Origin of the sequence: Lutibacter sp., assembly GCF_013041805.1 — a bacterium.
Taxonomy (GTDB): domain Bacteria; phylum Bacteroidota; class Bacteroidia; order Flavobacteriales; family Flavobacteriaceae; genus Lutibacter.
This window is the reverse complement of the sequence record NZ_JABDRI010000069.1, coordinates 1-24,456: the sequence shown is the minus strand read 5'-3', so window position 1 is coordinate 24,456 and position 24,456 is coordinate 1. Positions and strand designations below refer to the sequence as shown.

At 28.7% G+C, this 24,456-nt stretch carries 31 protein-coding genes; 7 read left to right on the top strand and 24 right to left on the bottom strand.

Translation table 11 applies throughout. The features are described from left to right. Positions 1-49: 49 nt before the first annotated feature. The 4 genes from hemG to HKP59_RS08730 all read right to left on the bottom strand — a co-directional run bounded on the left by hemG (position 50) and on the right by HKP59_RS08730 (position 2,980). Positions 50-577 carry a menaquinone-dependent protoporphyrinogen IX dehydrogenase gene (gene hemG / locus HKP59_RS08745; protein ID WP_291805802.1) on the bottom strand — a complete coding sequence of 176 codons (528 nt, stop codon included), beginning with the start codon at positions 575-577 and terminating at the stop codon, positions 50-52. A 195-nt stretch (positions 578-772) separates the two neighbouring features. Further along, the gene (locus HKP59_RS08740) at positions 773-964 is read right to left on the bottom strand and encodes a cold shock domain-containing protein (protein ID WP_291805798.1); all 192 of its coding nucleotides are present in this window, start codon (positions 962-964) and stop codon (positions 773-775) included. Positions 965-1,065: 101 nt separating this feature from the next. Beyond that, on the bottom strand, positions 1,066-2,061 hold the full coding sequence (locus HKP59_RS08735) for an NAD(P)H-dependent glycerol-3-phosphate dehydrogenase (protein ID WP_291805795.1): 996 nt from the start codon (positions 2,059-2,061) through the stop codon (positions 1,066-1,068). A 49-nt stretch (positions 2,062-2,110) separates the two neighbouring features. Further along, on the bottom strand, positions 2,111-2,980 hold the full coding sequence (locus HKP59_RS08730; protein WP_291805792.1) for a fructosamine kinase family protein: 870 nt from the start codon (positions 2,978-2,980) through the stop codon (positions 2,111-2,113). Between the two features lie 98 nt (positions 2,981-3,078). Here HKP59_RS08730 and HKP59_RS08725 point away from each other — a divergent pair, with 98 nt between their 5' ends. The 3 genes from HKP59_RS08725 to dut are packed head-to-tail and all read left to right on the top strand — an operon-like array spanning position 3,079 to position 5,822. Then, on the top strand, positions 3,079-4,533 hold the full coding sequence (locus HKP59_RS08725; protein WP_291805789.1) for a polysaccharide biosynthesis C-terminal domain-containing protein: 1,455 nt from the start codon (positions 3,079-3,081) through the stop codon (positions 4,531-4,533). A 4-nt stretch (positions 4,534-4,537) separates the two neighbouring features. Further along, positions 4,538-5,383 (top strand): alpha/beta hydrolase-fold protein, encoded by an 846-nt coding sequence (locus HKP59_RS08720; RefSeq protein WP_291805786.1) that lies wholly within the window; start codon positions 4,538-4,540, stop codon positions 5,381-5,383. 7 nt (positions 5,384-5,390) lie between these two features. After that, complete coding sequence (gene dut, locus HKP59_RS08715) at positions 5,391-5,822, top strand: dUTP diphosphatase (protein ID WP_291805783.1); 432 nt, start codon at positions 5,391-5,393, stop codon at positions 5,820-5,822. Here dut and HKP59_RS08710 read toward each other — a convergent pair. The 5 genes from HKP59_RS08710 to recA all read right to left on the bottom strand — a co-directional run bounded on the left by HKP59_RS08710 (position 5,809) and on the right by recA (position 10,399). Continuing rightward, entirely contained in the window at positions 5,809-6,768 is a 960-nt protein-coding gene (locus HKP59_RS08710; protein WP_291805781.1) for an ABC transporter ATP-binding protein, read from the bottom strand. The genes dut and HKP59_RS08710 overlap by 14 nt on opposite strands. Before the next feature lie 5 nt (positions 6,769-6,773). Next, entirely contained in the window at positions 6,774-7,715 is a 942-nt protein-coding gene (locus tag HKP59_RS08705) for a succinylglutamate desuccinylase/aspartoacylase family protein (protein WP_291805778.1), read from the bottom strand. A gap of 17 nt (positions 7,716-7,732) precedes the next feature. Continuing rightward, the gene (gene rimK / locus HKP59_RS08700; protein ID WP_291805776.1) at positions 7,733-8,608 is read right to left on the bottom strand and encodes a 30S ribosomal protein S6--L-glutamate ligase; all 876 of its coding nucleotides are present in this window, start codon (positions 8,606-8,608) and stop codon (positions 7,733-7,735) included. A gap of 3 nt (positions 8,609-8,611) precedes the next feature. Then, positions 8,612-9,013 (bottom strand): RimK/LysX family protein, encoded by a 402-nt coding sequence (locus HKP59_RS08695; protein ID WP_363289084.1) that lies wholly within the window; start codon positions 9,011-9,013, stop codon positions 8,612-8,614. A gap of 378 nt (positions 9,014-9,391) precedes the next feature. Continuing rightward, the gene (gene recA / locus HKP59_RS08690) at positions 9,392-10,399 is read right to left on the bottom strand and encodes a recombinase RecA (RefSeq protein ID WP_291805773.1); all 1,008 of its coding nucleotides are present in this window, start codon (positions 10,397-10,399) and stop codon (positions 9,392-9,394) included. A gap of 97 nt (positions 10,400-10,496) precedes the next feature. On the opposite strand from recA, the gene HKP59_RS08685 reads away from it, so the two are divergent. The 3 genes from HKP59_RS08685 to HKP59_RS08675 are packed head-to-tail and all read left to right on the top strand — an operon-like array spanning position 10,497 to position 11,762. Beyond that, a complete protein-coding gene (locus HKP59_RS08685) occupies positions 10,497-11,012 on the top strand; it encodes a DinB family protein (RefSeq protein WP_291805770.1) in 516 nt (171 codons plus the stop codon). Between the two features lie 10 nt (positions 11,013-11,022). Then, entirely contained in the window at positions 11,023-11,364 is a 342-nt protein-coding gene (locus HKP59_RS08680; protein ID WP_291805768.1) for a cupin, read from the top strand. Between the two features lie 2 nt (positions 11,365-11,366). Then, on the top strand, positions 11,367-11,762 hold the full coding sequence (locus tag HKP59_RS08675; RefSeq protein ID WP_291805766.1) for an ACT domain-containing protein: 396 nt from the start codon (positions 11,367-11,369) through the stop codon (positions 11,760-11,762). Positions 11,763-11,853: 91 nt separating this feature from the next. Here HKP59_RS08675 and HKP59_RS08670 read toward each other — a convergent pair whose 3' ends face one another. From HKP59_RS08670 to HKP59_RS08600, 15 genes are all read right to left on the bottom strand, one after another. Beyond that, positions 11,854-12,570 (bottom strand): 3-ketoacyl-ACP reductase, encoded by a 717-nt coding sequence (locus HKP59_RS08670; RefSeq protein ID WP_291805890.1) that lies wholly within the window; start codon positions 12,568-12,570, stop codon positions 11,854-11,856. Positions 12,571-12,728: 158 nt separating this feature from the next. Further along, positions 12,729-13,595, bottom strand: coding sequence for an NAD(P)-dependent oxidoreductase (locus HKP59_RS08665; protein ID WP_291805763.1), 867 nt, complete (start codon positions 13,593-13,595; stop codon positions 12,729-12,731). A gap of 158 nt (positions 13,596-13,753) precedes the next feature. Beyond that, positions 13,754-14,521 (bottom strand): peroxiredoxin-like family protein, encoded by a 768-nt coding sequence (locus HKP59_RS08660; RefSeq protein ID WP_363289067.1) that lies wholly within the window; start codon positions 14,519-14,521, stop codon positions 13,754-13,756. Positions 14,522-14,527: 6 nt separating this feature from the next. Beyond that, positions 14,528-15,196 carry a haloacid dehalogenase type II gene (locus tag HKP59_RS08655; RefSeq protein ID WP_291805760.1) on the bottom strand — a complete coding sequence of 223 codons (669 nt, stop codon included), beginning with the start codon at positions 15,194-15,196 and terminating at the stop codon, positions 14,528-14,530. Beyond that, positions 15,196-15,864, bottom strand: coding sequence for a DsbA family oxidoreductase (locus HKP59_RS08650; RefSeq protein WP_291805757.1), 669 nt, complete (start codon positions 15,862-15,864; stop codon positions 15,196-15,198). Before HKP59_RS08650 ends, HKP59_RS08655 begins: the two co-directional genes overlap by 1 nt. Before the next feature lie 61 nt (positions 15,865-15,925). Continuing rightward, on the bottom strand, positions 15,926-16,780 hold the full coding sequence (locus HKP59_RS08645) for a haloacid dehalogenase type II (protein ID WP_291805752.1): 855 nt from the start codon (positions 16,778-16,780) through the stop codon (positions 15,926-15,928). A gap of 8 nt (positions 16,781-16,788) precedes the next feature. Further along, positions 16,789-17,352, bottom strand: a complete 564-nt coding sequence (locus tag HKP59_RS08640; protein WP_291805750.1) for a carboxymuconolactone decarboxylase family protein — start codon at positions 17,350-17,352, stop codon at positions 16,789-16,791. An 11-nt stretch (positions 17,353-17,363) separates the two neighbouring features. Then, a complete protein-coding gene (locus HKP59_RS08635; RefSeq protein ID WP_291805747.1) occupies positions 17,364-17,798 on the bottom strand; it encodes a hypothetical protein in 435 nt (144 codons plus the stop codon). A gap of 67 nt (positions 17,799-17,865) precedes the next feature. After that, positions 17,866-18,426 (bottom strand): TetR/AcrR family transcriptional regulator, encoded by a 561-nt coding sequence (locus tag HKP59_RS08630; RefSeq protein ID WP_291805745.1) that lies wholly within the window; start codon positions 18,424-18,426, stop codon positions 17,866-17,868. Positions 18,427-18,559: 133 nt separating this feature from the next. Continuing rightward, positions 18,560-19,141: an NUDIX domain-containing protein gene (locus HKP59_RS08625; RefSeq protein ID WP_291805743.1), complete on the bottom strand. Its 582-nt coding sequence runs from the start codon at positions 19,139-19,141 to the stop codon at positions 18,560-18,562. 3 nt (positions 19,142-19,144) lie between these two features. Next, positions 19,145-19,588, bottom strand: a complete 444-nt coding sequence (locus tag HKP59_RS08620; RefSeq protein ID WP_291805742.1) for a GNAT family N-acetyltransferase — start codon at positions 19,586-19,588, stop codon at positions 19,145-19,147. Positions 19,589-19,590: 2 nt separating this feature from the next. After that, positions 19,591-20,499 carry a cation diffusion facilitator family transporter gene (locus tag HKP59_RS08615; RefSeq protein WP_291805739.1) on the bottom strand — a complete coding sequence of 303 codons (909 nt, stop codon included), beginning with the start codon at positions 20,497-20,499 and terminating at the stop codon, positions 19,591-19,593. 23 nt (positions 20,500-20,522) lie between these two features. After that, the gene (gene rpiB, locus HKP59_RS08610; RefSeq protein WP_291805737.1) at positions 20,523-20,960 is read right to left on the bottom strand and encodes a ribose 5-phosphate isomerase B; all 438 of its coding nucleotides are present in this window, start codon (positions 20,958-20,960) and stop codon (positions 20,523-20,525) included. 553 nt (positions 20,961-21,513) lie between these two features. Then, complete coding sequence (locus HKP59_RS08605; RefSeq protein WP_291805736.1) at positions 21,514-21,672, bottom strand: hypothetical protein; 159 nt, start codon at positions 21,670-21,672, stop codon at positions 21,514-21,516. A 401-nt stretch (positions 21,673-22,073) separates the two neighbouring features. Further along, positions 22,074-22,988, bottom strand: coding sequence for a diacylglycerol kinase family protein (locus HKP59_RS08600; protein ID WP_291805734.1), 915 nt, complete (start codon positions 22,986-22,988; stop codon positions 22,074-22,076). 111 nt (positions 22,989-23,099) lie between these two features. On the opposite strand from HKP59_RS08600, the gene HKP59_RS08595 reads away from it, so the two are divergent. Then, positions 23,100-24,456: RNB domain-containing ribonuclease (locus HKP59_RS08595; protein WP_291805732.1), on the top strand; the 1,357-nt coding region annotated here is incomplete at its 3' end.

The following is a 24,456-nucleotide window of genomic DNA, read 5'->3' as shown; positions in this document are numbered from 1 at the left end:
GTTAAAAATTTTAATTGATTAGAATGCTGATAATTATCAAGTATTAAATCTACAATTTGTGAAGTGTTTTACCAAATTCTTTTACTTTGTCCCAGTTTGTATATTCAATTTCAACATTTTTATTGGTTGGTCCTTTAGTCATCCACATAATAAATTGAATCATAATTCGATCAAAGAAAGGATATTTTTTATAGTCTAACTTACCTGCAAATACTTCAACAATGGTAGGTCTCCAGGTTATACTTTTAAAAAATTTAACCACATAAGGATTTGTTGTTGCGGTTTGTTTTTCTGGCTTACGAGCTACAAGATTTACAGAAAAAAAAGCAGTTTTTAGGGTATCTAGTGTTGTTTTATTGGCGTTGATAAACTCAATTATTTTTTTGTGATGAACGCCATATCTAATACTTGAACCAATAATTATTTTATCAAAATTAGTTAATTCGGTATTAAATTCTTCAATTGAAGATAGTTCAACATAATGTCCATAATTGAGTAATTCCTTTTGAAGTAATGTACTAATTTTTAAAGTTTGTCCGTCAACTGTTGAGTAGATTAATGCAATTCTATCTTTCATAATGGTAGTTTATAATTACCTTTTTAATTAAACAACAACTGCGCTGTTTATGCTATCAAAGTTACAAAAGTAGTGGGCTCGGTTTTATGATATTTATCAACTAAAACAAGCTTAACATTCTAATTTTTTACGCACAAAAAAACCAGTCAAAATTAGACTGGTTTCTGTTTTTTTTTTAAAAAAAATGGCGTATTATTAAATTACCTTAACATTTACTGCGTTCATTCCTTTTTTACCTTCTTTTAATTCAAATTCAACTACGTCACCTTCTCTTACTTCGTCAATTAAGCCTGAAATGTGCACAAAATAGTCTGTGTTTGAACCTTCTTCTGTAATAAATCCGAATCCTTTTGATTCGTTAAAAAATTTTACTGTACCTTTTTTCATTAGTGTTTATTAATATATTAAAGTACAAATATAAGTTTATTTCAATTTAAAAATTTAAAACTTAAAAAAAATATTTTCAGATTAATGAACGTAAACAATTGTTAATCCAGTAGTTCTGTCAATTTATTAAAAATAGTCTTCGGATTTTTTTGCTCGTACAATATGGCATACACAGCGTCAATTATTGGTGTTTTTGCGTTGTTTTTCTCCTTTATTAAATAAGCACTTTTTGATGCGTAATACCCTTCTGCAATCATACTCATTTCCATCATAGCACTTTTTACCGTGTATCCTTTACCTATCATATTTCCAAACATTCGGTTTCTACTAAATACTGAATATCCCGTAACTAGTAAATCTCCTAAGTAGGCCGAATTGTTGATGTTGCGTTTCATTTTATGCACTTTTTTAATAAAGCGTTTCATTTCACGAATAGAATTAGACATGAGTACTGACTGGAAATTATCACCGTACCCCAATCCGTGTGCTATTCCTGCGGCAATTGCATAAATATTTTTCAACATGGCAGCGTATTCTGTGCCTATAATATCATCTGAAATTTTAGTTTTTATATAACTACTTGAAAGTTGTTTCCCTACTAGTTTTGCGTTTGCTGCATTTTGACAAGCAATTGTTAAATAAGATAATCGTTCCATAGCAACTTCTTCGGCGTGACAGGGACCCGTAATTACACCAATATTTTGGAAAGGAATATTGTAATTTTTATGAAAATGTTCCCCCACAATTAATCCTGATTCAGGAACAATTCCTTTAATAGCAGAAAAAATTAATTTTGAAGAATAATCTTCTGTAATTTTATCCAATTCTGATTTTAGAAATGCAGAAGGAATTGCAAAGATTAAAATATCTGCATATGTAACCATTTCATTAATATCACTAGATAAATACAATTGATTCACATCAAATTCTGCTGAACTTAAATAATTTGGATTATGTTCGTTTTCTTTAATATAGTCTATAGAACTTTGATTTCGCATATACCAACCAACTTGTTCCAAATTTTCACACAACATTTTTACAATGGCTGTTGCCCAACTTCCACCACCAAAAACGGCAATTTTAGGTTTTTTATTCATACACTAGTTTTAGTATTTCAAAAATAAAGAAACTAAATGAATTGCAGACTTAAAACTGAGAAACTATCGTTTGAATACTTTTTAAATAAGATTTTCCAAATAAATTTAAATGAATAAGTAGTGGATATAAATTGTATATATCTTTTCGTTTAGAAAACCCTTTTTCTAAAGGATACACCTGTTGATAGATTTGATAAAACAACTCTGAAAAACCTCCAAATAATAAGCTCATAGATACATCAACTTCTCTATGCCCATAATACACTGCTGGATCTATAAACACTGCTTTGTTGTTTACCGTAGCAATAAAATTTCCACTCCACAAATCTCCATGAATTGCGCTTGGTTCTTCAACTGGAAAAATGTTTGGTAATTGCTTGTATAAACGTTCAAATGATTGTAAATCTTTTGGTTGAAGTAATCCTTTTTCAAAAGCTAATTGAACTTGAGGTTGCAACCTATTTTCAGTAAAAAATGTACTAAAATTAGTGCAATAGGTGTTTTTTTGAGCTAATTGCCCCATAAAATTATCATACTCTAATCCAAATTGAGTTCCTTTATGCTGATGTAAATTAGCTAACTGTAACGCAAAACTTTCCCAAAATTGAGGTTTATGAACAGCTGAATCAATATAGCTCAGTATTAAATAGATATGTGAATCAAACTTTCCTTGTAAAATTACTTTTGGGGTTATTGCACCGTTTGCTTTTAAAAATTGTAAGCCTAAAACCTCTTCATCAAAACCATTTTTAAATACAGTAATGGTATTTACTTTTATAAAATAGCAATAATTTTCAGAAGTAATTTTATACGTTGTATTTATAGAACCTCCGTTAATCGGATACCAATCAAAAGTTAAACTTTTTGATAACTTAGCATTAAGTTCATTTTGTATGTGTTGTTGAAATAGAAAATTCATTTTATTAAAAATATACTATCTGCTTGAAACTTAAAAATTATTTTATTGAAATGAAGTGATACTTTTGTACTTTTATATTTTTACATTAAAAACCTAATTTGAACCCACTTAAACGTTTTTTTAAAGATACCATAATTTACGGAATTGCCGCCGTGTTACCCCGTGTTATTAATTTTTTGCTCGTTAAAGTGCATACCGATGCTTTACCCACTAATAATTATGCTGAAAATACCAATTTTTATATTTGGGCAGCACTTTTTTCTGTATTACTAACTTTCGGTTTTGAAACTGCTTTTTTTAGATTTTATAAAACTGAAGAAAAAAAGGATGCACTGGTTTCAACGTCTTTTATAAGTGTATTTGCCTCAGCAATAGTTTTTGTGATTATCGCATTTACTTTTTCCGATTTTTTTACTCGAATTTTTGACTTTGGAGGAAATCCTCTTCAACTTAAATTATTGATTGGTATTTTGGCACTTGATACATTGGCCGTTATACCGTTTGCTTATTTACGTGCTTCAAATCGACCAATAAAGTATGCTTCCATTAAATTAATAAATGTTGCAATTATAGTAAGTATTAACTTGCTATTCTTAAAGTTTATACCTGAATTTAAAACCAGTGGAAAAGAGATTCCAGTTTTTTTAGATACTATGTTTAATCGCACCGCAATAGTTAACTTTATATTTATTGCAAATATTGTTGGAAGCGCCATTTCGCTTATTTTACTTCTGCCCTATTTGTTGAAGTTTAAGTGGAGTTTTAATACTGCCTTATTCAAAAAAATGCTTACTTATTCCTGGCCTATCGCCGTGGCTGGAATTGCATACGTAATTAATGAAAATTTAGACAAAATACTAATTGGGAAATTGATCGATAAAAATGCGATGGGAATTTATGCTGCTTGTTATAAGTTGGCGATTTTTATGAATTTATACATTATGGCGTTTCGTTTAGGTGCTGAACCATTCTTTTTTAATCATGCTAATAAAAAAAATGCGAAAGAAACGTATGCTAAAATTTTGAATTATTTCATTATCATTGGCTCTTTAGTTTTTGTTGGAATTGTTGTTTTTATTGATGTTTTAAAACAACTTTTTATCAACCAGCAATATTGGGAAGCTATTATTATTGTGCCGATTGTACTGTTGGCAAACTTATTTTTAGGGATTTATCACAACTTAGCTATTTGGTATAAATTAACAGATAAGACACGGTATGCTATGTTATTTTCAATTATTGGTGCTGTAATTACTATTTTAATGAATGTTCTCTTAATTCCTGAAATTGGATTTATAGCATCAGCTTGGGCAACTTTATTAGCGTATGGGAGTATGATGGTGCTTTCTTATTTTATTGGTAAAAAATACTATCCGGTTCCATATAATTTAAAAAAATCTGGAAGTTATTTAGTAGCTTCAATTGTAATTTCATTTATTTCATTTACCTATTTTAGAGAGAATTATTTAATCTCTATTGGATTGGTTTTAACCTTTGGAATATTAATTTTTTGGAATGAAAAAAAGGAATTACTAATCTTGATTAAACGATAATTATATGAGAAAAATTATACTTTTTTTTACGGTTTGTTGGTTAGCCACTTATTTTAATTACGGTCAAAATACTACTGAAAAAATTTCAACCTCAGCAAAAAATGTTTCTATTTTAAAAAAGGAATTTATAATTCCAGCTTTGAATTCAATTAGCCATAAAATTTGGGTGTATCTACCTCCAAATTACGATAATAATTCTAAAAAATATTCAGTAATATATATGCATGATGGTCAAAATTTATTTGACAATGCTACTTCTTATATAGGGGAATGGGAAGTTGATGAAACTCTAAATAATTTATATAAAACAACCGGAAAAGGTTTTATTGTTGTAGGTATTGAAAATGGTGGAGAAGAAAGAATTAATGAATATACACCTTGGAAACATGAAAAATATGGAGGTGGAAAAGGAGCCATTTATATTGATTTTATAGTTCAAACTTTAAAACCATACATTGACGCTACTTATAGAACGAAAAAACAAGCAAAATATACGGGTTTAATTGGAAGTTCTTTAGGTGGTTTAATTTCTTATTACGGCGGACTTAAATACCCAACTGTTTTTGGAAAGATTGGAGCGTTATCTACTTCGTTTTGGTTTTCATCTGAAGTAGAAAATTTTACCAAACAAAACGCACAAACAAAACAAGTAAAGTTATTTTTGTTAGTAGGTGGAAAAGAAGGGGAAAATATGGTGTTAGACACTCAGAAAACAGAAAAATTATTGCTTGAAACTGGTTTTAAACAGAAGTATTTGAAAACTAAAATCAACCCGAATGGAAATCATAATGAAGCATTTTGGAAGAGTGAATTTTTGGAAATTGTAACGTGGTTATACAACATAAAATAAATTTAAAATGAAAGTTCAAATTATCAACAAATCAAAACACGAATTGCCTAATTACGAAACTATTGCATCTGCTGGAATGGATTTACGTGCAAATATATCAGAACCAATTACCTTAAAACCTTTGGACCGTGCCATTGTTAAAACTGGTTTATTTATTGCATTGCCGGTAGGCGCAGAAGCACAAGTACGTCCGCGTAGCGGGCTCGCAGCGAAAAAAGGAATTACCGTACTCAATTCTCCTGGAACTATTGATGCTGATTATAGAGGTGAAATTGGCGTTATTTTAGTCAATTTATCTAACGATGATTTTGTAATAAATGATGGTGAGCGCATCGCTCAATTGGTAATTGCTAAACATGAACGTGCTGAATGGGATAGTGTTGAAACGTTAAGTAAAACTGAGCGAGGTGCTGGTGGATTTGGTTCTACGGGAGTGTAATATTTTTGCTTAATTCTAAGCATATTTTTGAGTCCTCTTTTATTGAGGTTGTATGTTCAAAAAATACAATTGTGTTTATTAATTTAGCTTCAATCAAGTAGTGGTTTCCTTTATAATAAGATGAAATAACAGTGGCTTGAATCGCTGATTTTTGTGAAAATTTTAATTCATTAGGATAGCATAAAATAGTTTTTTTTGAAGTACTATTTAAAACAATTTCGTGTACAGGAATTTTATTAATTTCATTAAAAAATGAACCTACATAATCCGATTTCGGATTGTTGTAAATTGCTTCTGGAGTTCCCTTTGCTTTAATTCTACCGTTTTTCAATACTATAATTTCGTCCGCAAAAGAAAGTGCATCAGTAGTATCATGAGTTGCAACTATACAGGTAATATTTTTAGATCTTAAATGCTTAAAAAGGCTCCTTCTTAATTTATTTTTTCTAAAATTATCAATATGACTAAAAGGTTCGTCCAATAGTAACACTTCTGGTTCTTTTGCTAATACCTTTGCAATAGCTACTCGTTGCTTTTGACCACCACTTAAGTTTTTTACTTTTGTTTTTAAAAATGAAGACATATCAACAACTTTTAATAATTGTTTAATACGTTGTAGTTTTTTTGGATCTAAACTTGAAATATGTTTTCCTATATTTTCTTCAACAGATATATAAGGCATTAAATCGAAGTCTTGCGGAAGGTATTTCATAAAATCCTCACCAGGAATTAGATGAAATTTGGGTCCTAATAACTTTTGTTTGTTCCAAAATACCGCTCCTTGATCAATATGGAGTAAGCCGTAAATTATTTCTAATAAGGTACTTTTTCCACACCCACTTTCACCTACAATAGCAATATAAGAGCCTTTTTCAATAGTAAAACTAATGTTTTTAAGAACTTCTTTCGAAGTATAACCAAATGATATTTTTTCGACTTTTAGCACAGCTATTATTCAAAACCAATATGAAAAAGGGCGTCTCCTTGATTTACAACTGGAGCATGGTTAGAATTTAATATATATCCTTCTTGATTATTTTTGAACCCTTTTTCGAAATTTCCAAAAGGATCTGAAATACTTCCTAATTTTACTCCTTTTAAAACTTTTTGACCAACCCTTACATCAGATCGATACATTCCCGAATGCCTTGCTCTAATCCATTTTGAGCTTTTAATTAGTACTGGTTTTTGATCTTCTTTCAAGATTTTTGAAGATAAATCTCTAAGTCCTAATTCATGAATCACATTTATAGCGCCTTGTATTCCTACTTTTGTGACTGTTTTATCTAAATTCAGTGATTTCCCACCTTCAAATAATAAAACTTTAACTCCTAATTTAACCATTGATTTTCTAAAAGTTCTTTCTGCACTTTTACTATAAACAATATATGGAGCGTTAAAAATTTCAGCGAGCTTAAATGTCTCCTCATCACCTTCATCAATTCTAATTTGAGAATAGTTAAAACGTTGAGCCCCACCTGTATGATAATCAATACAATAATCTACATGAGGAATAACTTCTTTCATAATATGAAATGCAAATCTACTGGCTAATGACCCTTTATCTGATCCTGGGAAAACCCTATTTAAATCTCTACCATCGGGAAATTCTCTAGTTTGATTTATAAATCCGAAAACATTTAATAAAGGAATACAAATAATTGTTCCAACGTCTGGTTTATTTAGGCCTTTAGCTACAATTTGTCGAACAATTTCAACACCATTGGTTTCATCTCCATGCACACCTCCAATTAACAATAAACAAGGTCCTTCTTTTTTGCCACGCTGAACAATAATTGGTACTTCAATAGTATCACGAGTGTTTAATCTCGCAAAATTCATTTTAACTTGAATAGATTCTCCAAGTCCAATTGTGTGATTTAAAATTTTCAATTCTAAAAATTATTATATTAATCTACTTCTCTTTCAATATAATGAATTATTTTACTAGCTACATCAACTCCAGTAGCAGCTTCAATACCTTCTAATCCCGGAGAAGAATTTACTTCTAAAATTAATGGCCCTCGAGCAGATTGTAATAAATCTACACCTGCAACTCCTAATCCCATAACACGTGCTGCTTTTAATGCTGCATTTTTCTCGTCAATAGATAATTCAACTATTTCAGCAGAACCTCCACGATGCAAGTTTGATCTAAATTCACCTTCTTTACCTTGTCTTTTCATTGCACCAACTACTTCCCCATCAACTATAAATACTCTAATATCAGCACCTTTAGCTTCTTTTATATATTCTTGTGCAATTACTCTGGCTTGCAATCCGTTAAATGCTTCCAAAACAGATGTTGCTGCCGTATGAGTTTCGGCTAAAACTACTCCTAAACCTTGAGTACCCTCAAGCAATTTTATAACTAAAGGAGCTCCACCAACACTACTAATTACATCCTCAACATTTTTAGAATAATTGGTAAATACCGTTTTTGGTAATCCTAAACCGGCTCTTGATAGTACTTGTAAACTTCTTAATTTATCTCTTGATCGCATTAAAGATTGAGATTCGACTGCTGTAAAAACTTTCATCATTTCAAACTGACGAACCACTGCTGTTCCAAAAAAGGTAACAGAAGCACCTATTCTTGGTATTACCGCGTCTACATCCAACAATAATTCATGTTTGTATCTAATGGCGGGTTTTTTTCTTTCAATAATTATATCGCATTTTGTATGATCTACAACAAGAATTTCATGATTTCTTTTTTTTCCAGCTTCCACAAGTCTTTTTGTAGAGTATAAATTGGGATTTCTTGATAAAACGACAATTTTCATATGTTATATTTTAATAATTTTATTTTTAAATGATAAATCTTTTCTAGAAGTATCTACTATAAATTTTTTTGAGAGAAACTTTCTACCTAATAAAACAGGAAATTTCATAGAACCACGTTCTGTAAGGGTTAATTCAATATCATAAATTTGATCAAAAATTAAAATTTCAGTTTTAATCAAAAATCTATTTTCAACGATACCATTCGAACTTTTTACTTTTTTTTGAACAAAATCGGTAAAAGTAAAATACTTTTCATGATATTTATCGTGATCCGGATCTAAAAATTGACATTTTAAGTTATTATCTTCTATTTCAATATTATGGCAATGGATACTCGAAGTAAAAGCGCCAGTATCTACCTTAATATGAATCCCTAGTAAATCTAAATTCGGGAAATCAACAATATCTGTTCTGCCAATTAGCGTTTTTATAATGTGCTATTTTAAATGAAGAAGTAAAAATTAAATTTAGATGAAACTAATTTACTTTTTTTGCAAAGATACACTATTCTTAATTAATATTAAATTTTAATATTATGGTTTCACTTTGAATTTAAAATGCTTTAAGTTCGTTTTTGATTTTTACTATTTGGTCATAAAATAGCTATTTATCTATAAACTAACAGAGCCTCCATTAGTAATGAAGGCTTTGTGTGATAATTGTAAAATATTATTAAAATATACGCTTTAAATTATTGATAATATCCTCCATTTCATTTGCTTTTGTATTTAATTTTAATAATTCAGTTGCTTTGCTTAATGTACCGCAATATGTGTATTATTTTATTCTTCCGAATTAATAACTTCTTTAATTTTAGTTTCTAATTCATCAGCTAATTCAGGGTTGTCTTTAATTAATGCTTTTACTGCATCACGACCTTGACCTAGTTTTGTTTCTCCATAACTAAACCATGAACCACTTTTCTTTACGATTCCAAATTCTACTCCTAAATCTAAAATTTCACCTGTTTTAGAAATTCCTTGACCATACATTATATCAAATTCAGCAATTGTAAAAGGCGGTGCAACTTTATTTTTTACAACTTTAACTTTTGTACTGTTTCCAATAACTTTATCACCATCTTTTAATTGTGTTCTTCTTCTAATATCTAAACGAACTGATGCGTAAAATTTAAGAGCATTTCCACCTGTTGTAGTTTCGGGATTTCCAAACATTACGCCTATTTTTTCACGTAATTGATTGATAAATATTACTGTACAATTTGTTTTGTGAATAGTACCTGTTAATTTACGAAGTGCTTGAGACATTAAACGTGCGTGTAATCCCATTTTAGAGTCACCCATTTCGCCTTCAATTTCACTTTTTGGAGTAAGTGCAGCAACTGAATCAATTACTACAATATCAATAGCTCCTGAACTAATTAAATTATCAGCTATTTCTAAAGCTTGCTCTCCGTGATCTGGTTGAGAAATTATTAAATTATCAATATCAATTCCTAAATTTTGAGCATAAAAACGATCAAATGCATGTTCTGCATCAATAAATGCTGCAATACCACCTGCTTTTTGAGCTTCAGCAATTGCGTGTAAAGTTAAGGTTGTTTTACCAGATGACTCTGGTCCATATATTTCAATAACTCTACCGCGTGGATAACCTCCAACACCTAATGCTAAATCTAATCCTAATGATCCTGTTGAAATTGCATCAATATCATCAATAGCAACATCACCCATTTTCATAACTGTTCCTTTTCCGTAGGCTTTATCTAACTTATCTAACGTAAGTTGTAAAGCTTTTAATTTTGCTACTTTTTCTTTATCGTCTGCCATAATTTTTATTAAATGAGTTAAAATAGTTTATTGCTAAAATATAAAAAAGTATTGAGTATATTTAGACTCTTTATAAATAATATTAACAGTTTTTACAATGAAAAAAAATGTAAAATTAATTTTAATTAGTATGTTGATTTTAAATAATTTAAATGCCCAAAATGACGTAAAATCTTCTTTTTTATTGAAATGGGAGAATTCAAAAAATTATTTACTTGAAATAGCGTCTAAAATGCCTGAAGATACTTACAACTATAAACCTACTGAACAACAAATGAATTTTCAAGAACAGCTACTTCATATAAGAGAAAATATGGTTTGGTTAAGTGAAACTTACTTTACGAGTGGTGATTTTTTAAAATCTAAAAAAGTAAATCCAACAACTAAAGAAGCTTTAATTAAAGAATTAGAAATTGCCTTTAATAATGTGTACGAAATAATTAAAAATGTACAAATGGAAGATTTATCTACTGAGGTTGATTTTTTTGCAGGTCCAAAAAGTAAATTACAAATTTTAAACTTATTACAAGACCATGTTTCACATCATAGAGGGCAATTAATTGTATATTTAAACCTAGTTAATGTTAAACCTCCTAAATACACTGGTTGGTAAACCTCCTAATATGAAAAAATCATCACTTACAGAAAATATAGTTTACAACGATTCTAAGCCTTTAATTACCGTATTATTTGAAACAGAAACTACCAAAGAAATTAGAATAGCAATGAAAAAAAATCAGGTTATGAAAGAGCATAAAACTTCTTTTCCAATAACTGTTGAAATTTTTGAAGGTGCTATAGATTTTGGTGTTGAAGGTACAGTTCACAAAATAGTTAAAGGAGATTTAGTTTCTTTAGAAGCAAGCATACCACACGATTTAGCTGCCACAGAAAATAGTATTGTACGTTTAACTTTATCGAAATTAGATACTGTTGATCGTGTTGTAAAAGTTTCAGAAAGTTAATTATGGCAGGAGAAACAAATCTTAATGAATTAATAAAAAATATGACTCCTAAATTAAATTCAGGAGATTATGTTTTTTGTACAGTAAAAGACTTAAACAAAATAGATCGAAATGACACTATTTGCGAATTTAAAGAAGCGGAAGGTACAACTATTATTATTGAACGTACCAAAGCTGATATTTTAAAATTAAACTATGAATATATTGCATCTTGGATAACGTTAACCATTCACTCATCATTAGATGCTATTGGTTTAACCGCTTTATTTTCTAATGAATTAGCAAAACATACTATTAGTTGTAATGTAATTGCTGGTTATTATCACGATCATATTTTTGTAAATAAAAATGATGCCAACAAGGCAATAAACCTATTGAAAAATCTTTCTAATGTATAACTTCTAAAAAAAGTCAACCTTAACTTTTATTCAAAATAAATAAAGGTTAAGGTTAACAAAAAGTACGACTAAACTTACTCTTTTAAAAATACTATGGATTTGTAGACCACAACGAAGCATTTGCCATCATTGCACGTCTTGGTAGTTGTAAACCAGCAACAATTAATTGTGCAAAATCTTCAGGTTGTAGCACTTTTTCAGGATTTCCATCAGTAATTCCTAATTCCAACGTCATATCAGATGCTATAGTACTAGGTGTTAATGTGTTTATTCTAATATTATTTTTACGTACTTCTTTCATTAATGATTCAGACAAACCAATAACCGCAAACTTTGATGCTGAATATGCTGAAATATTTGCGTTCCCATTTAAACCTGCTGTTGAAGCTACATTAATAATGTCTCCTTCATTTTTATCAATTAAATAAGGCAATACTTCTTTAGTTACGTAATACATTCCCATAACATTGGTTTGAATAATTTTTTCCCAAACGCTTACTTCCATTTCATTAAATGGACCGAAGGCTGCAATACCTGCATTATTTACTAATATATCTACAGTTCCTAAATTTGAAATTATATTTTTAATTCCAACCTGTACTTCAGCATAATTACCAACATCAAATATTTCATAAAAAGCATGTACACCAAAAGTTTTTAGTTCTGAAACTGTTTCTTGTAATTTTTCTTCATTTCTTCCTGTAATCGCAACATCAATTCCAAGTTTAGCAAATGCAATTGCCGTAGCTTTTCCAAGTCCTCGACTTCCACCTGTAATGATGGCTTTTTTATTTTTTAATTCCATAATACTGATTTTTTTATTTTTTATTTTAAACAACGTAAATTAATTGAATGAAAATGACAAAAAAGTTGAACAAGTTCAAATGATACAAATTATTTAATTTTGAATGCCCTTTTTAAAACTATTATTGATCAAATACTTGTTAAATTACAGCTATAAGCATTTTATTTTTTCGCTTCTAAATACTTATATATAGCAGACATATCTGCTCTTCCCATTCCATTTTTATTGGCACCTGCATACAATTCTTTAGCAAGATTTGCCATATATAATGGTTGATTCATTTCAAAAGCAGTTAAAGCTGCTAAATGTAAATCTTTATGCATCCATTCTAAAGGAAATTGTACCTCATAATTGTCATTTCTAACTGCTTCAGCTTTCGCTTTTGTAAAAGGTGGTGAAACAATTAAATTAGGAACGGTATTCAATAGAAAATCCTTTGAAATCCCCATTTTTTCACCAAATAAAATTGCTTCAGAAAAAACAACCATAGATTGCGCCAACATCATATTCACCAACATTTTAAATGAAGCTCCTTTGCCAATCTCACCAATGTGCAGCACTTTGCTTCCCATGAAATTTAAATATGGTTGAATTTCATTTAGTGTTTCCGCTTCACCGCCTATTAAAAAAATCAATTCCCCATTTTCAGCAGGTATTTTTGAACCCGAAACAGGTGCATCTAAAAATTTAACATCATGTTTTTTAGCCTCTTCAAAAGCTTGCGAACTAAATGACGGATTTACAGTAGTACAATCAGCCCAAATAGCGTTTTCTTTCATAAAACTTAAGGCTCCATTTGATCCAAAAAAAACAGCTTCAACAACCTGAGGAGTAGACAACATACTGAAGACTACATCAGCATCTTTTACCGCATTTTTAACTGAATTTGCAATGGTAACATTTGAGTTGCCAAAAGTTTCAAAATGCTTTGGTGTTCTATTATAAACTGTTAAATCTACATTGTTTTTTGCTAAATGAGCTGCCATATTACCGCCCATAATTCCTAATCCTATAAATGCTACTTTCATGTATTTTTTTGAATCTCTTTTTTTTACTTATTTCTTATTTCAAAGTTAGCATTATTGATGAAAATAGTTGCAAATTCTTCTGTAAAATGATAGTTGTATTTGTTAGCTTAATTTTAAGTTGAACAATGTAGTTTCTCATTTTAACAACCTAAAGATATTTATTTTAAATTTTTTAAAACTTTGAGCAGTTCATCTGGTTCAGCTCTTTTTCTATAATCAGCATCTAAAAATGCATATTTAATTATTCCGCTTTTATCAATAATATAGGTTGCAGCTAGCGGTAATTCATTATCGCTATTTCCATTAAATTCTGATAATCCGAAACCTTTTTCATAGATAGTAGCCACACCTGATAAAAGTTCAAAAACAACTCCGTACTCTTTTCCAACAACATTATTTACATCGCTTAATACTGTAAATTCTAATTCGTGTTTTTCAGAAGTGCTTAAAGATTTATCTGGTACTTCAGGAGTTAACGCCATTAAAGTAGCTCCTTCTTTTTGAAAATCTGGAAGCCTATCTTGTAAATTATGTAACGTAATATTGCAATATGGGCACCATCCACCTCTGTACCAAGTAAGAACAACTGGACCATTTTTTAATTCATCATACAATGAAACAGGTTTGTTTAAAGCATTATTAAGCGTAAAATTTGGGGCTTTATCTCCTACATTTAATGCTTTATCTAAAATTCCTGAGTTTTTTACATCTTCAATTCCCTCAGCATAAATTTTCTTTTTTTCATCGCTCGATTTTGCATCAGATGCTTTTCTTCTTACTTCTAACAAAGCATCTAATTCACCTAATTCTTTAGTTGTTTCCATTTCAGTTTCTTTTGTTGAACTTTTTTGTTTCTTTTCTTTAGTTTCACAGCTAATTGCAATTGTTGCAACCATAATTAGGATTGATAAATTTTTTTTTAACATTTTAAATTATTTTAGTTTAATAGATAGTTCATTAATTGCATTTATAATAGTTGTTGGTTCAATATCCCAAGGATCAAAAATTGCTTCTGAAGAACGTTGAAGCCAAGCTGTTTTCATACCGTAAGAAGCAGCTCCAATAACATCAAAAGAATTGCTTGAAATTAACCAAGAAGTTTCTTTTAGAGAGGCTGTTTTTTTATTGAAATGTTCATACACTAACGGACTTGGTTTAAAAACCTGAACATCTTCAACACATACAACACCATCAAACAAATGCATAAGTTCAGCATTTACTAACAAGTTAGAAACCGCATTTACACTTCCGTTTGAAAATGCATAAATATTATGACCTTCATTTTTCAACGTTTGAAGTCCTTTTTTTACATCAGCAAAAGCAGGCAACACTTTGTATTCGTCCATCAATGCTTCTTTTTGAGCATTAGATAAATTCACTTTAAATAATTTACAACTAAACTTTAACGCATCTTTTGTACACACTGAAAAATCAACAAACTTATTCATTAAACCTCTTCTAAAGGAATATTCTAATTGTTTGTTACGCCAAGTATCCATAAAAGGTTTAGCCTGCTTTCCAATCATTTTTTCTAATGAATTGAAGACTCCTGAAGTATTGATTAATGTTCCGTAAACGTCAAAAGCTAAGGTGTATTTCATTATTGTTGTTGTTGCTGTTGTTGTTGTTCGTTTAATACCTGCGTTAATACTTGTTTAAAAACGTTCACTGGTTGCGCTCCTGAAAGTGCACTTTTTCTATTAAAAAGAAATGTTGGAACAGAATTAACACCTATATTTTTCCAAGTATTTTCTTCTTCAATAACTTTATTACGAACATTCTCACTTTCTAACCTTAGAATTGCTTCATTTTTATCTAAACCAATTTTTTCAAGTTCTTCCAATAAAATAGTTCTATCTGAAATATCTTTTCGATTACTAAAAAAAGCAGCTACATATTTCAAATTCAACTCGGTTTGTTTCCTTTGTTCTTTTGCAAAATCTAATAATATGTGCGCATCTCTTGTATTAACCATTCTCATAGCATCAAAATAGTCAAAAGTAAATCCAAGTTCGGCTCCATTTTCTATCATTTGTTGTTTAGAAATTTTTTGGTCTTCAAGGCTAGAACCATACTTTTCAGTAATATGTTCTATCACATTTTGACCTTCTTTAGGCATTGCTGGATTCAATTCAAACGGTTGCCAATCCAGTTCAATGTTATCTTGAATTCCCATTTCAGCAATCGCTTTTTCCAATCGTTTGTACCCAATAATACACCACGGACAAACAACATCTGAAACTATATCAATTTTAATTTTTTCTTTCATTTGAATACAATATATAAGAATTTAAAGCGATTTTTGTTAACCAATAATTACTATTTTTTAATCATTTAATATACGTATTAAAATAACCATTCTGCTCAAATAACTTTACCAATTCATTCAAATTTTTTACTATATAATCTGGTTTTTCAACATTTGGATACAGTACTTTGCCTGGACGTTTAATAAATGCAGTTTGTAATCCTGCTTTTTGAGCTCCAGCCAAATCCCAAGCGTGTGCGGCTACCATTAAAACTTCATCTGACTTGAAACCTAAATCTTTTAAAACCATTTTGTAAGTATCTAAATGTGGTTTATATTTTTGAATTGCTTCCACCGTATAACTATTGTCAAAATATTCAGTTAAATCTGCATTTTTAAACTGAGTTGCAACTCCTATTGGAGAAGAATTAGTTAGACTTACAATTCCAAAACCTCCTTTACTTAGCTTTTTTAAACTTCCTACTACATCGCCATGCGTAGGAAGTGATCTTAAAGGAGTTACAATAGATGCCTTTGCATCATCATAGCTAATTTCAATGCCTTGTGTTTCGGCAACCATCATTAAAGCTGCAGTTCCTATTTCCGCAAAACTATGATAGTTTTCTGTTAAAGTTTCAACCAATGAATAATGTAACATTGTTGAAAACCACAAAGGCAATAAATCTTCTCTTCCATTCAGCGCTTTACCAACTGATGTTTTTAAAGGAATCATATCTAACAATGTTTCATTTATATCAAAAATAATAACTTTTGGTTTTGGTAACAACTGCATTTTATCAGTATCATGAATAATTTCCTGAGCATTTAAACCAGATGAAATGGTGGTTAAAAAAGTAAAAAACATACTTATAATTAGTTCTTTTCTATTGATAATTACTTTATCCCCAGCGCTCATATTTTTTGTTGAAATCCTCATAAATATATTTAAGCTTTTATTGCGTTTTTTTCCCAATAAAACTTTTCAAAAGCTTTATCTACAGGAGTTTCTGCCAAATGATTTGTATAATTACTAATTACTTTTTGAGATAGACCTAGAATAATTTCTAATAACTGACGGTTTCCATAACCAACTGCAAAGAATTTTTCTTTTTGCGCCTCTGAAAGATGACCGCGTTCTCTTACAATTTCCAACGTAGTGTCTTGTAAAACCTGTAATTTTCCAGTTGTCAATGTCTGACCGTTTCTCAATGCTTCCGTTAAGGCTGCATCAACTTTCATCATATGCGCGATTCCTGTATGTGCAGGTACACAATAATGGCACTCGTGCTCTACATTAATAGATTGCCAAACTACTGTTAACTCCTCAGCATTAAATGACGATTGTGCGAATAATTTATGAAGTATTTGGTATGCTTCAAATAACTCTGGAGATTCAGCTAAAACACCATGTAGTCCAGGTATCATTCCGTTAGATTTCAAAGATTGTTCTAATAATGCTTTACTTGTTTCTGGTGCTGTTTCTAAATTGTGTATTTTAAATTTTGACATAATTTTTATTTTTAATTATTTAATATTTGTTTTTGTATGTTTAAAATAAAGATGTTTATTACCGAAAATAGTATCACTCCTAAAGCTATATAAACCAATAACCATTTTGGTTGTACTCTAAGTGAAAACTCAGCTATAAGCGCACCTATCATAGTTAGTAAACCAAATAGATTACTAAAAGTAGCCCAATTTTTATACGATATTTTAGCATTAAAGCTCTCTTTATTACTGAATAAACTAAAAATAGCCGTTGATAAATAACCTATAACTACTGCTGAAATAATTATTCCAGTGAACACTCTAAAAAAGGTAGGATCAATACCTATAGGTTTAGCCATTTCTATAAAAGCATTTACTGATATTTCCCATCCTGCTAATTTTGAAATAGCAAATCGTGATAACACAATTCCCATTAATAAGTTTGTAATAAATACTAATTTTTTCATAATTTAAATTCTTGTTGTTTGTATAATTATTTCTAAGCTATCGCTTAGTTTTAATTCAAAAAAAATGCTATATATTATTAAATGTCATTTCAATATAATCATTCATCTCTTGTTCATTATTTACTCTTGCTGCTGCCGCTAATCCGTGTTTTGCTAATAACAAATAGTTTGCTTGCTTTAAAACTGTTTCTTCATCTTTGGTTGTATCCATTTTTAACTTTTCGATAAAAATTTGCTTCAAAGCCACCATAAAATCAATCATTTGATTTTTAATTTCTTCATCTTCACTATCTACAAATTCATTGTACGTATTTGTTACTAAACAACCTTTGTAATCTAAATCATTGGTTTTCTGTATAGAATCATAAAAAAACTGTTTGATATCAGCTAAGCCATTTTTAGATGCTCTTAATTTATTGAAAATTGATGCATTTCTTTTTCTATATTCTTTCAGGCTTTCAACAAAAACACCGTGTTTACTTCCAAAACTAGCATAAATAGAAAATTGGTTGATACCCATTTCTTTCTCCAACATTCTAACAGAAGTATTTTCATAACCATTTCTCCAAAACAAATACATTGCTTTTTCAATTACGTCTTCTTCGTTATATTGCTTTTTACGTGCCATTATTTCTGTAATACAACGCAAAACTAAGCAATCGTTTAGAAATAAAAAAATATTTCTACTATTTTTAGATGTAGCAGTAATATAAATTATTGAATTCCCTTTAAAATTAGGAGTTGTAGCTTATACTAATTATTTAAACTAATTTATGAATTTGAGCATATTGCAGTAAAATAATGGTTTTTGCATCACAAATTTCACCTGTTGAAATCATTTTTAATGTTTTTTCAAAAGGAATTTCTAAAACTTCTATTTCTTCGGTTTCATCTTCTAAACCACCACCATCACTAACCTTCATATTATGATCAACTTCAGCAATAAAATAATGTATTTTTTCAGTAACTGCACCGGGAGTTGAATAAATTTCGAATAATTTAACTGGTTTATTTATTTTGTATCCTGTTTCTTCTTCAGCTTCTTTTTTAATACAAGTTAAAGGATCATCAGCATCTAATAAACCTGCACAAACCTCTATCATCATACCATTTGTATTTCCATTTAAGTAACTTGGCATTCTAAATTGCTTGGTAAGAATGACTGTTTTTTTAACTGAATTATATAATAAAATAGCTGCTCCATCTCCTCTATTGTAGCTTTCTCTATTTTGATTTTGCCATTCTCCGTTTTTTGTTTGATAGTCAAAATTTATTTTATCTAATATATAATGGTTATTAGATAAATTTACAATACTCTTTATATTAACTTTTGGGTTCGACATCTATTATTTTTTTATCATTCCTATATGTGGAATTCCATCTTCTAAATACTCCTCTCCTACTTTACTAAATCCATGAGATTCATAAAACTTTTTTAAATATGTTTGAGCAGATATTTTTATAATAGATTCATTAAAGATTTTTTCAATAGCAATTATTGAATGGTTCATTATAACATGTCCATAACCAAATTTACGCTCATTTATATCAACTACCACTCGTCCAATACTTGCATACTTAAAATAATCGCCTGGTTTAAAAATGCGTGTATAGGCAACTACTTTATTATTTTTAAAACCAATTACATGCAATGCTTTTTGATCTTTCATATCAATATCTTGATATACACAATCTTGTTCTACCACAAAAACTTCTGATCTAAGTCTTAATATTTCATATAGTTCTGTAATTGTTAATTCAGAAAATGATTTTGTAAAAACTTCTAACATTTTTAATCTTGTTTAATAATTTCTTTACTGTCGTCTCTTTTATATTCTGGTTGGAGGGTAGAATGAAAAATATGAAATTTTTCAGCCAATATTTCTTCAACTTTTTCACATACAACGTCAAAACTAGATAATTTTACATCTTTTTTAAATTCTATATGTGCCTCAAAATGAGAATCGTGATCATTTAATTGCCAAATATGTACGTGATGGATATTTTTTACTTCTTCAATTTTTAATATTTCATTTTCAACATCGTTTATTTTAATATCTTCAGGAGCAAATAGCATTAAAATTTTTAATGAAGTAATTAAAATATTCCAACTTATATAAATTAAATAAAAAGAAATTAGTAAAGTTAACAAGGCATCAATCCAATAAATCTGATAATATTTCATTAATAATCCTCCAACTAAAACAGCTACAGATGTTAACATATCAGTTAATAAATGTAAATACGCTGTTTTCATATTAAGATTACTTTTAGCGTCTTTTTTTAATAATAAAACACTAAAACCATTTACAGCTATACCTAAAATTGCTAACCAAATAACCAAATCGCTATTAATAGTTTGTGGATTGGTAAAACGTTTTACTGCTTCGTAACCTAAAACAATTGCTATAATAACTAAAGTAGATGCATTGATAAACGCTGCTATAATTTCAGCTCTTTTATAGCCGAATGTATGTTGAGGTGTTTGTTTCTTTTTTCGTACTAAAAGATTCGCTAAATAACTTATAATTAAAGAAACTACATCTGAAAAATTATGTACAGCATCAGATATCAATGCTAAACTTCCTGAAATTAAACCACCAATAAGTTGTGCTAAAGTAATAACAGAATTTAGAATTATTGAAATTAATAAATTTTTACCTGATAATGTTGGATGGTCGTGACCATGATGATGTCCCATAGTTAAAATTGGTAGTTAGTATTTTAACAGCAGTTAGTTGGTATTTTTTCGACTCTAGTTTGATGTCGACCACCTTCAAAATCGGTATTTAAGAAAATTTCTACAAAACCTAAGGCTTGCTGAAGTGAAACAAATCGAGCAGGAATACTTAAAATATTTGCATTATTATGTAAACGTGCTAGTTCAACTAATTCATTATTCCAACATAATGCAGCTCTAATACCTTGATGTTTATTAGCTGTTATTTGCGCGCCATTTCCACTTCCACAAATAATAATTCCGAAATTAGCTTCTTTATTTTCAACAGCATTTGCAACTGGATGAATAGCATCTGGATAATCCATACTATCATTTGTATCAGTTCCAAAATTTAAAATTTTAATACCTTTGTTTTCTAATAATTTACAGATCTCGAATTTATATGCTGTTCCAGCATGATCGTTACCAATTGCAATTGTCATAAATAGAAGTTTAATTAATTATATAATAGTACAAAAGTACAAATTCACAGTTATTAACAGTAAAAAATCTAATTGTTAATAGTAATTTTTAAAAAGTTGATTTACAATAAGTTTAACTTAATTAAGTATTGTGAATAAAAAAAGACTTAAAAAAGAAAACTAATTTTTGTAGTGTAAACTATATTTCCTAATACAAGAATCACTATGTAATCACCAAATTTATTTATTGATTTTTTAAAAGAAGTTGTTAACTAGTTTTATATAGTTTATAAACATTTATAAAAAATAAACTTATTCAAAAAAGCTGTTCATTAACAACTTTAATAGATTGTTTATAACCTTTACATTATTATTGATTTTTAAGCTGTTAAAAAATAACAAGTTGTTTATATCTATTCATAAGTGATATATCAAAATTAATATGTAGTTATTTATTGTACATATGAACACACTATCATAACAACCATTTTTTTTTTAATTTTTAAATAAAACTTTTTATAATATATATAGTTGTTGATAAACTTTAAAATTTATTCTAAACATAAAATTTAAGTTATATTTGGATAGAAAGAGCTAAAAGAGGGGGATTTATACTAACAGTTTCTATACTTTCTTCTGAAGAAAATGAATTATTAATACTTTTTACAGTGAAATAAATTCCCATAAAAAAAATTCCTAAGAATAAAAAAGTAATTTTAAATAAACGTTTCATTTGTACAACTTTTTCTTATTAATATTATACAAAATTAACATTTATAAGACTTCATTAAGAAAATTTTAACTTATATAACTTATAACACTATAAATTTTATTGATGTTAATTTTATTCTAACTGTATTCAATTAATATTAAAATATAAGTCATGATAACCTTATTATATTTTAATTGAAAGTTTTAATAAAGGTGGAGTAGCAGTAACAGTTTCTATACTTTCTTCTGAAGAAAATGAATTGTTAATACTTTTTACAGTGAAGTAAATTCCTATAAAAAATATAACAAAGAATAAGAAGATAATTTTATATAACCGTTTCATTGTTAAGTTGTTCTTTTATTAAAGACGAACAATATTAACATTTGTTACAATTTTTTTAAGAAAATTTTAACTTTTATTTTTTATACAACTATAAAGTTTAATGATTTTGGTATTAAAGAAACACTAAAACTACCAGTACCAATTAGTTCTCCATCAGCTTGAATATAGCTTTTATTTTTACTTAAATCGTTAATTTCTAAACTATTAGTTTTTTCTGTGTGAACTAATTTATGATTGGTTATCTTACCATTAAACAATCTAAATACGTTAATTAAAATAGTAAATACATTTATTTTTTGAATGTATGAAATATCAAAAAGTCCATCTGTAGTATTTACGTTTGCTGTTAATTGCATTCCACCACCAGAAAATTTACATACACCAATAAGTAACATTAAAAATTTTCCTTTTATTTTTTGCTGATTAAATATAATTTCTAATTCAGGTTTTTTAAAACTTATTAAACTCACTAATGCGCCAATTAAATAAGATAACGCACCTAATTTTTTATATTTATGTACGTTATTAACTACATATCCATCAAATCCAATTCCTGCTAAATTATTAAAGTAAATTATTTTTTGAGTTGATAAAATGGTTAGTTTACCAATATCTTGTTGAACGGTATGTTCATTTTTTAATACTTCAATAGCTTTTTTATAATTTTTAGGAATACTATATGTTTTCACCCAATCATTTCCGGTTCCAATAGGAATGATACCTAGTTTTATTTTAGAGGTATTTGTAGAATTAGAAGTTAAGATCCCATTCACAATATTATGTAAGGTGCCATCTCCACCAATACAAATAAATTTTGTAAAACCTTCTTTTATAGCATTTTGAATGATTGGAATTGAATGTTTTTCGTATTTAGTAAATTGAAAATCAAATTGAAATTTCTGCAGAATTAATTCATTATAAATTTTTGGCCACTTTTTTTTAGCTGCACCATTTCCAGAAGCTGGATTCACAATCACAAACCAATTTTTATGCATAAATTAATATTTTAAAGAACTACAAAGTACAAATAGTAATTTATATAACGTATCCTTAACTAAGAACAAGTGTAATTATTTGTAATTTTGCCGAGAATTAAATAAAATTAAATGTCAAAGAAAAAAATATATAAAAAAAAAGGAAATATTATTAAAGATTTAACTAGAAAAATTTTACAACTATTAAATCAATCTCCCACACAAAATTTCAATTATAAACAAATTGCTGCAAAATTAGATTTAACAGATGCTAACGCACGAAATCAAATTATCCAAAAATTAGAAGCTTTAAAATCACAACAAAAAGTTGAAGAAGTAGAACGTGGAAAATTTAAAATTCTTCCAATGGATAAATATTACATAGGAACTATTGATGCAACCACAAATGGTAATGGTTATTTTATTTGTGATGATTTAGAACATGATATTTATATTCCTGCTCGGAATTTAAATAAAGCACTTGATAAGGATACGGTTAAAATTTATTTATACAATCGTAGAAATAGTAAAAAACAAGAAGGTGATGTTGTTGAAGTGATTAAACGTTTTAAAACTGAATTTGTTGGGGTTTTACAATTAAATAGAAATTTTGGTTTTGTGGTACCAGATGATGCTAAAATGTATGCTGATATTTTTATTCCACAAAAAAAATTACAAGGTGCTGAAGATGGTGTAAAAGTGTTAGTTGAAATTACCGATTGGCCAGCTAATTCTAAAAATCCATTTGGAAAAATAAAAGAAGTATTAGGAATGCCAGGTGATCACGATACTGAAATCCATTCCATACTTTTAGAATATGGTTTACCTTATAAATTTCCAGAAAATGTAGAAGCTGAAGCTAGTAAAATTCCATTAGAAATTACAGCAAACGAAATTGCTAAAAGACGCGATATGCGTAAAGATTTAACTTTTACTATTGATCCAAAAGATGCGAAGGATTTTGATGATGCATTGTCATTTAAAGTTTTAGAAAATGGAAATTATGAAATAGGTATTCATATTGCAGATGTATCGCATTATGTACAAGAAAATACTATTTTAGAAGATGAAGCTTATAATAGAGCAACATCGGTTTATTTAGTAGATAGAGTTGTACCTATGCTTCCTGAAGTTTTATCAAATGGAGTGTGTTCTTTGCGTCCAAATGAAGAAAAATTAACTTTTTCAGCTGTTTTTGAAATGAATGATAAAGCGCAAATTACGAAGGAATGGTTTGGTAGAACAATTACGTATTCTGATAAACGATTTGCATATGAAGAAGCTCAAGAAATTATTGAAACAAAAGAAAATACTGTTTCTTCTGAAATATCAATTACTGGTGAAGCTTACACAGTTGAGCCTGAAATAGTTTCAGCTATTTTAAAAATGGATGTACTTGCTAAAAAACTTCGAAAAAAGCGTTTACAACAAGGTGCTATTACTTTTGATAGGGTAGAAGTGAAGTTTAACTTAAATGAAAAGTCAGAAC

What these genes read in the sequence shown, in the direction of transcription:
- hemG (WP_291805802.1), bottom strand. Translation starts at nt 577, where the DNA reads ATGAAAGATAGAATTGCATTAATCTACTCAACAGTTGACGGACAAACT.
- HKP59_RS08740 (WP_291805798.1), bottom strand. Translation starts at nt 964, where the DNA reads ATGAAAAAAGGTACAGTAAAATTTTTTAACGAATCAAAAGGATTCGGA.
- HKP59_RS08735 (WP_291805795.1), bottom strand. Translation starts at nt 2,061, where the DNA reads ATGAATAAAAAACCTAAAATTGCCGTTTTTGGTGGTGGAAGTTGGGCA.
- HKP59_RS08730 (WP_291805792.1), bottom strand. Translation starts at nt 2,980, where the DNA reads ATGAATTTTCTATTTCAACAACACATACAAAATGAACTTAATGCTAAG.
- HKP59_RS08720 (WP_291805786.1), top strand. Translation starts at nt 4,538, where the DNA reads ATGAGAAAAATTATACTTTTTTTTACGGTTTGTTGGTTAGCCACTTAT.
- dut (WP_291805783.1), top strand. Translation starts at nt 5,391, where the DNA reads ATGAAAGTTCAAATTATCAACAAATCAAAACACGAATTGCCTAATTAC.
- rimK (WP_291805776.1), bottom strand. Translation starts at nt 8,608, where the DNA reads ATGAAAATTGTCGTTTTATCAAGAAATCCCAATTTATACTCTACAAAA.
- recA (WP_291805773.1), bottom strand. Translation starts at nt 10,399, where the DNA reads ATGGCAGACGATAAAGAAAAAGTAGCAAAATTAAAAGCTTTACAACTT.
- HKP59_RS08685 (WP_291805770.1), top strand. Translation starts at nt 10,497, where the DNA reads ATGAAAAAAAATGTAAAATTAATTTTAATTAGTATGTTGATTTTAAAT.
- HKP59_RS08680 (WP_291805768.1), top strand. Translation starts at nt 11,023, where the DNA reads ATGAAAAAATCATCACTTACAGAAAATATAGTTTACAACGATTCTAAG.
- HKP59_RS08675 (WP_291805766.1), top strand. Translation starts at nt 11,367, where the DNA reads ATGGCAGGAGAAACAAATCTTAATGAATTAATAAAAAATATGACTCCT.
- HKP59_RS08665 (WP_291805763.1), bottom strand. Translation starts at nt 13,595, where the DNA reads ATGAAAGTAGCATTTATAGGATTAGGAATTATGGGCGGTAATATGGCA.
- HKP59_RS08660 (WP_363289067.1), bottom strand. Translation starts at nt 14,521, where the DNA reads ATGTTAAAAAAAAATTTATCAATCCTAATTATGGTTGCAACAATTGCA.
- HKP59_RS08655 (WP_291805760.1), bottom strand. Translation starts at nt 15,196, where the DNA reads ATGAAATACACCTTAGCTTTTGACGTTTACGGAACATTAATCAATACT.
- HKP59_RS08650 (WP_291805757.1), bottom strand. Translation starts at nt 15,864, where the DNA reads ATGAAAGAAAAAATTAAAATTGATATAGTTTCAGATGTTGTTTGTCCG.
- HKP59_RS08645 (WP_291805752.1), bottom strand. Translation starts at nt 16,780, where the DNA reads ATGAGGATTTCAACAAAAAATATGAGCGCTGGGGATAAAGTAATTATC.
- HKP59_RS08640 (WP_291805750.1), bottom strand. Translation starts at nt 17,352, where the DNA reads ATGTCAAAATTTAAAATACACAATTTAGAAACAGCACCAGAAACAAGT.
- HKP59_RS08635 (WP_291805747.1), bottom strand. Translation starts at nt 17,798, where the DNA reads ATGAAAAAATTAGTATTTATTACAAACTTATTAATGGGAATTGTGTTA.
- HKP59_RS08630 (WP_291805745.1), bottom strand. Translation starts at nt 18,426, where the DNA reads ATGGCACGTAAAAAGCAATATAACGAAGAAGACGTAATTGAAAAAGCA.
- HKP59_RS08625 (WP_291805743.1), bottom strand. Translation starts at nt 19,141, where the DNA reads ATGTCGAACCCAAAAGTTAATATAAAGAGTATTGTAAATTTATCTAAT.
- HKP59_RS08620 (WP_291805742.1), bottom strand. Translation starts at nt 19,588, where the DNA reads ATGTTAGAAGTTTTTACAAAATCATTTTCTGAATTAACAATTACAGAA.
- HKP59_RS08615 (WP_291805739.1), bottom strand. Translation starts at nt 20,499, where the DNA reads ATGGGACATCATCATGGTCACGACCATCCAACATTATCAGGTAAAAAT.
- rpiB (WP_291805737.1), bottom strand. Translation starts at nt 20,960, where the DNA reads ATGACAATTGCAATTGGTAACGATCATGCTGGAACAGCATATAAATTC.
- HKP59_RS08605 (WP_291805736.1), bottom strand. Translation starts at nt 21,672, where the DNA reads ATGAAACGTTTATTTAAAATTACTTTTTTATTCTTAGGAATTTTTTTT.
- HKP59_RS08600 (WP_291805734.1), bottom strand. Translation starts at nt 22,988, where the DNA reads ATGCATAAAAATTGGTTTGTGATTGTGAATCCAGCTTCTGGAAATGGT.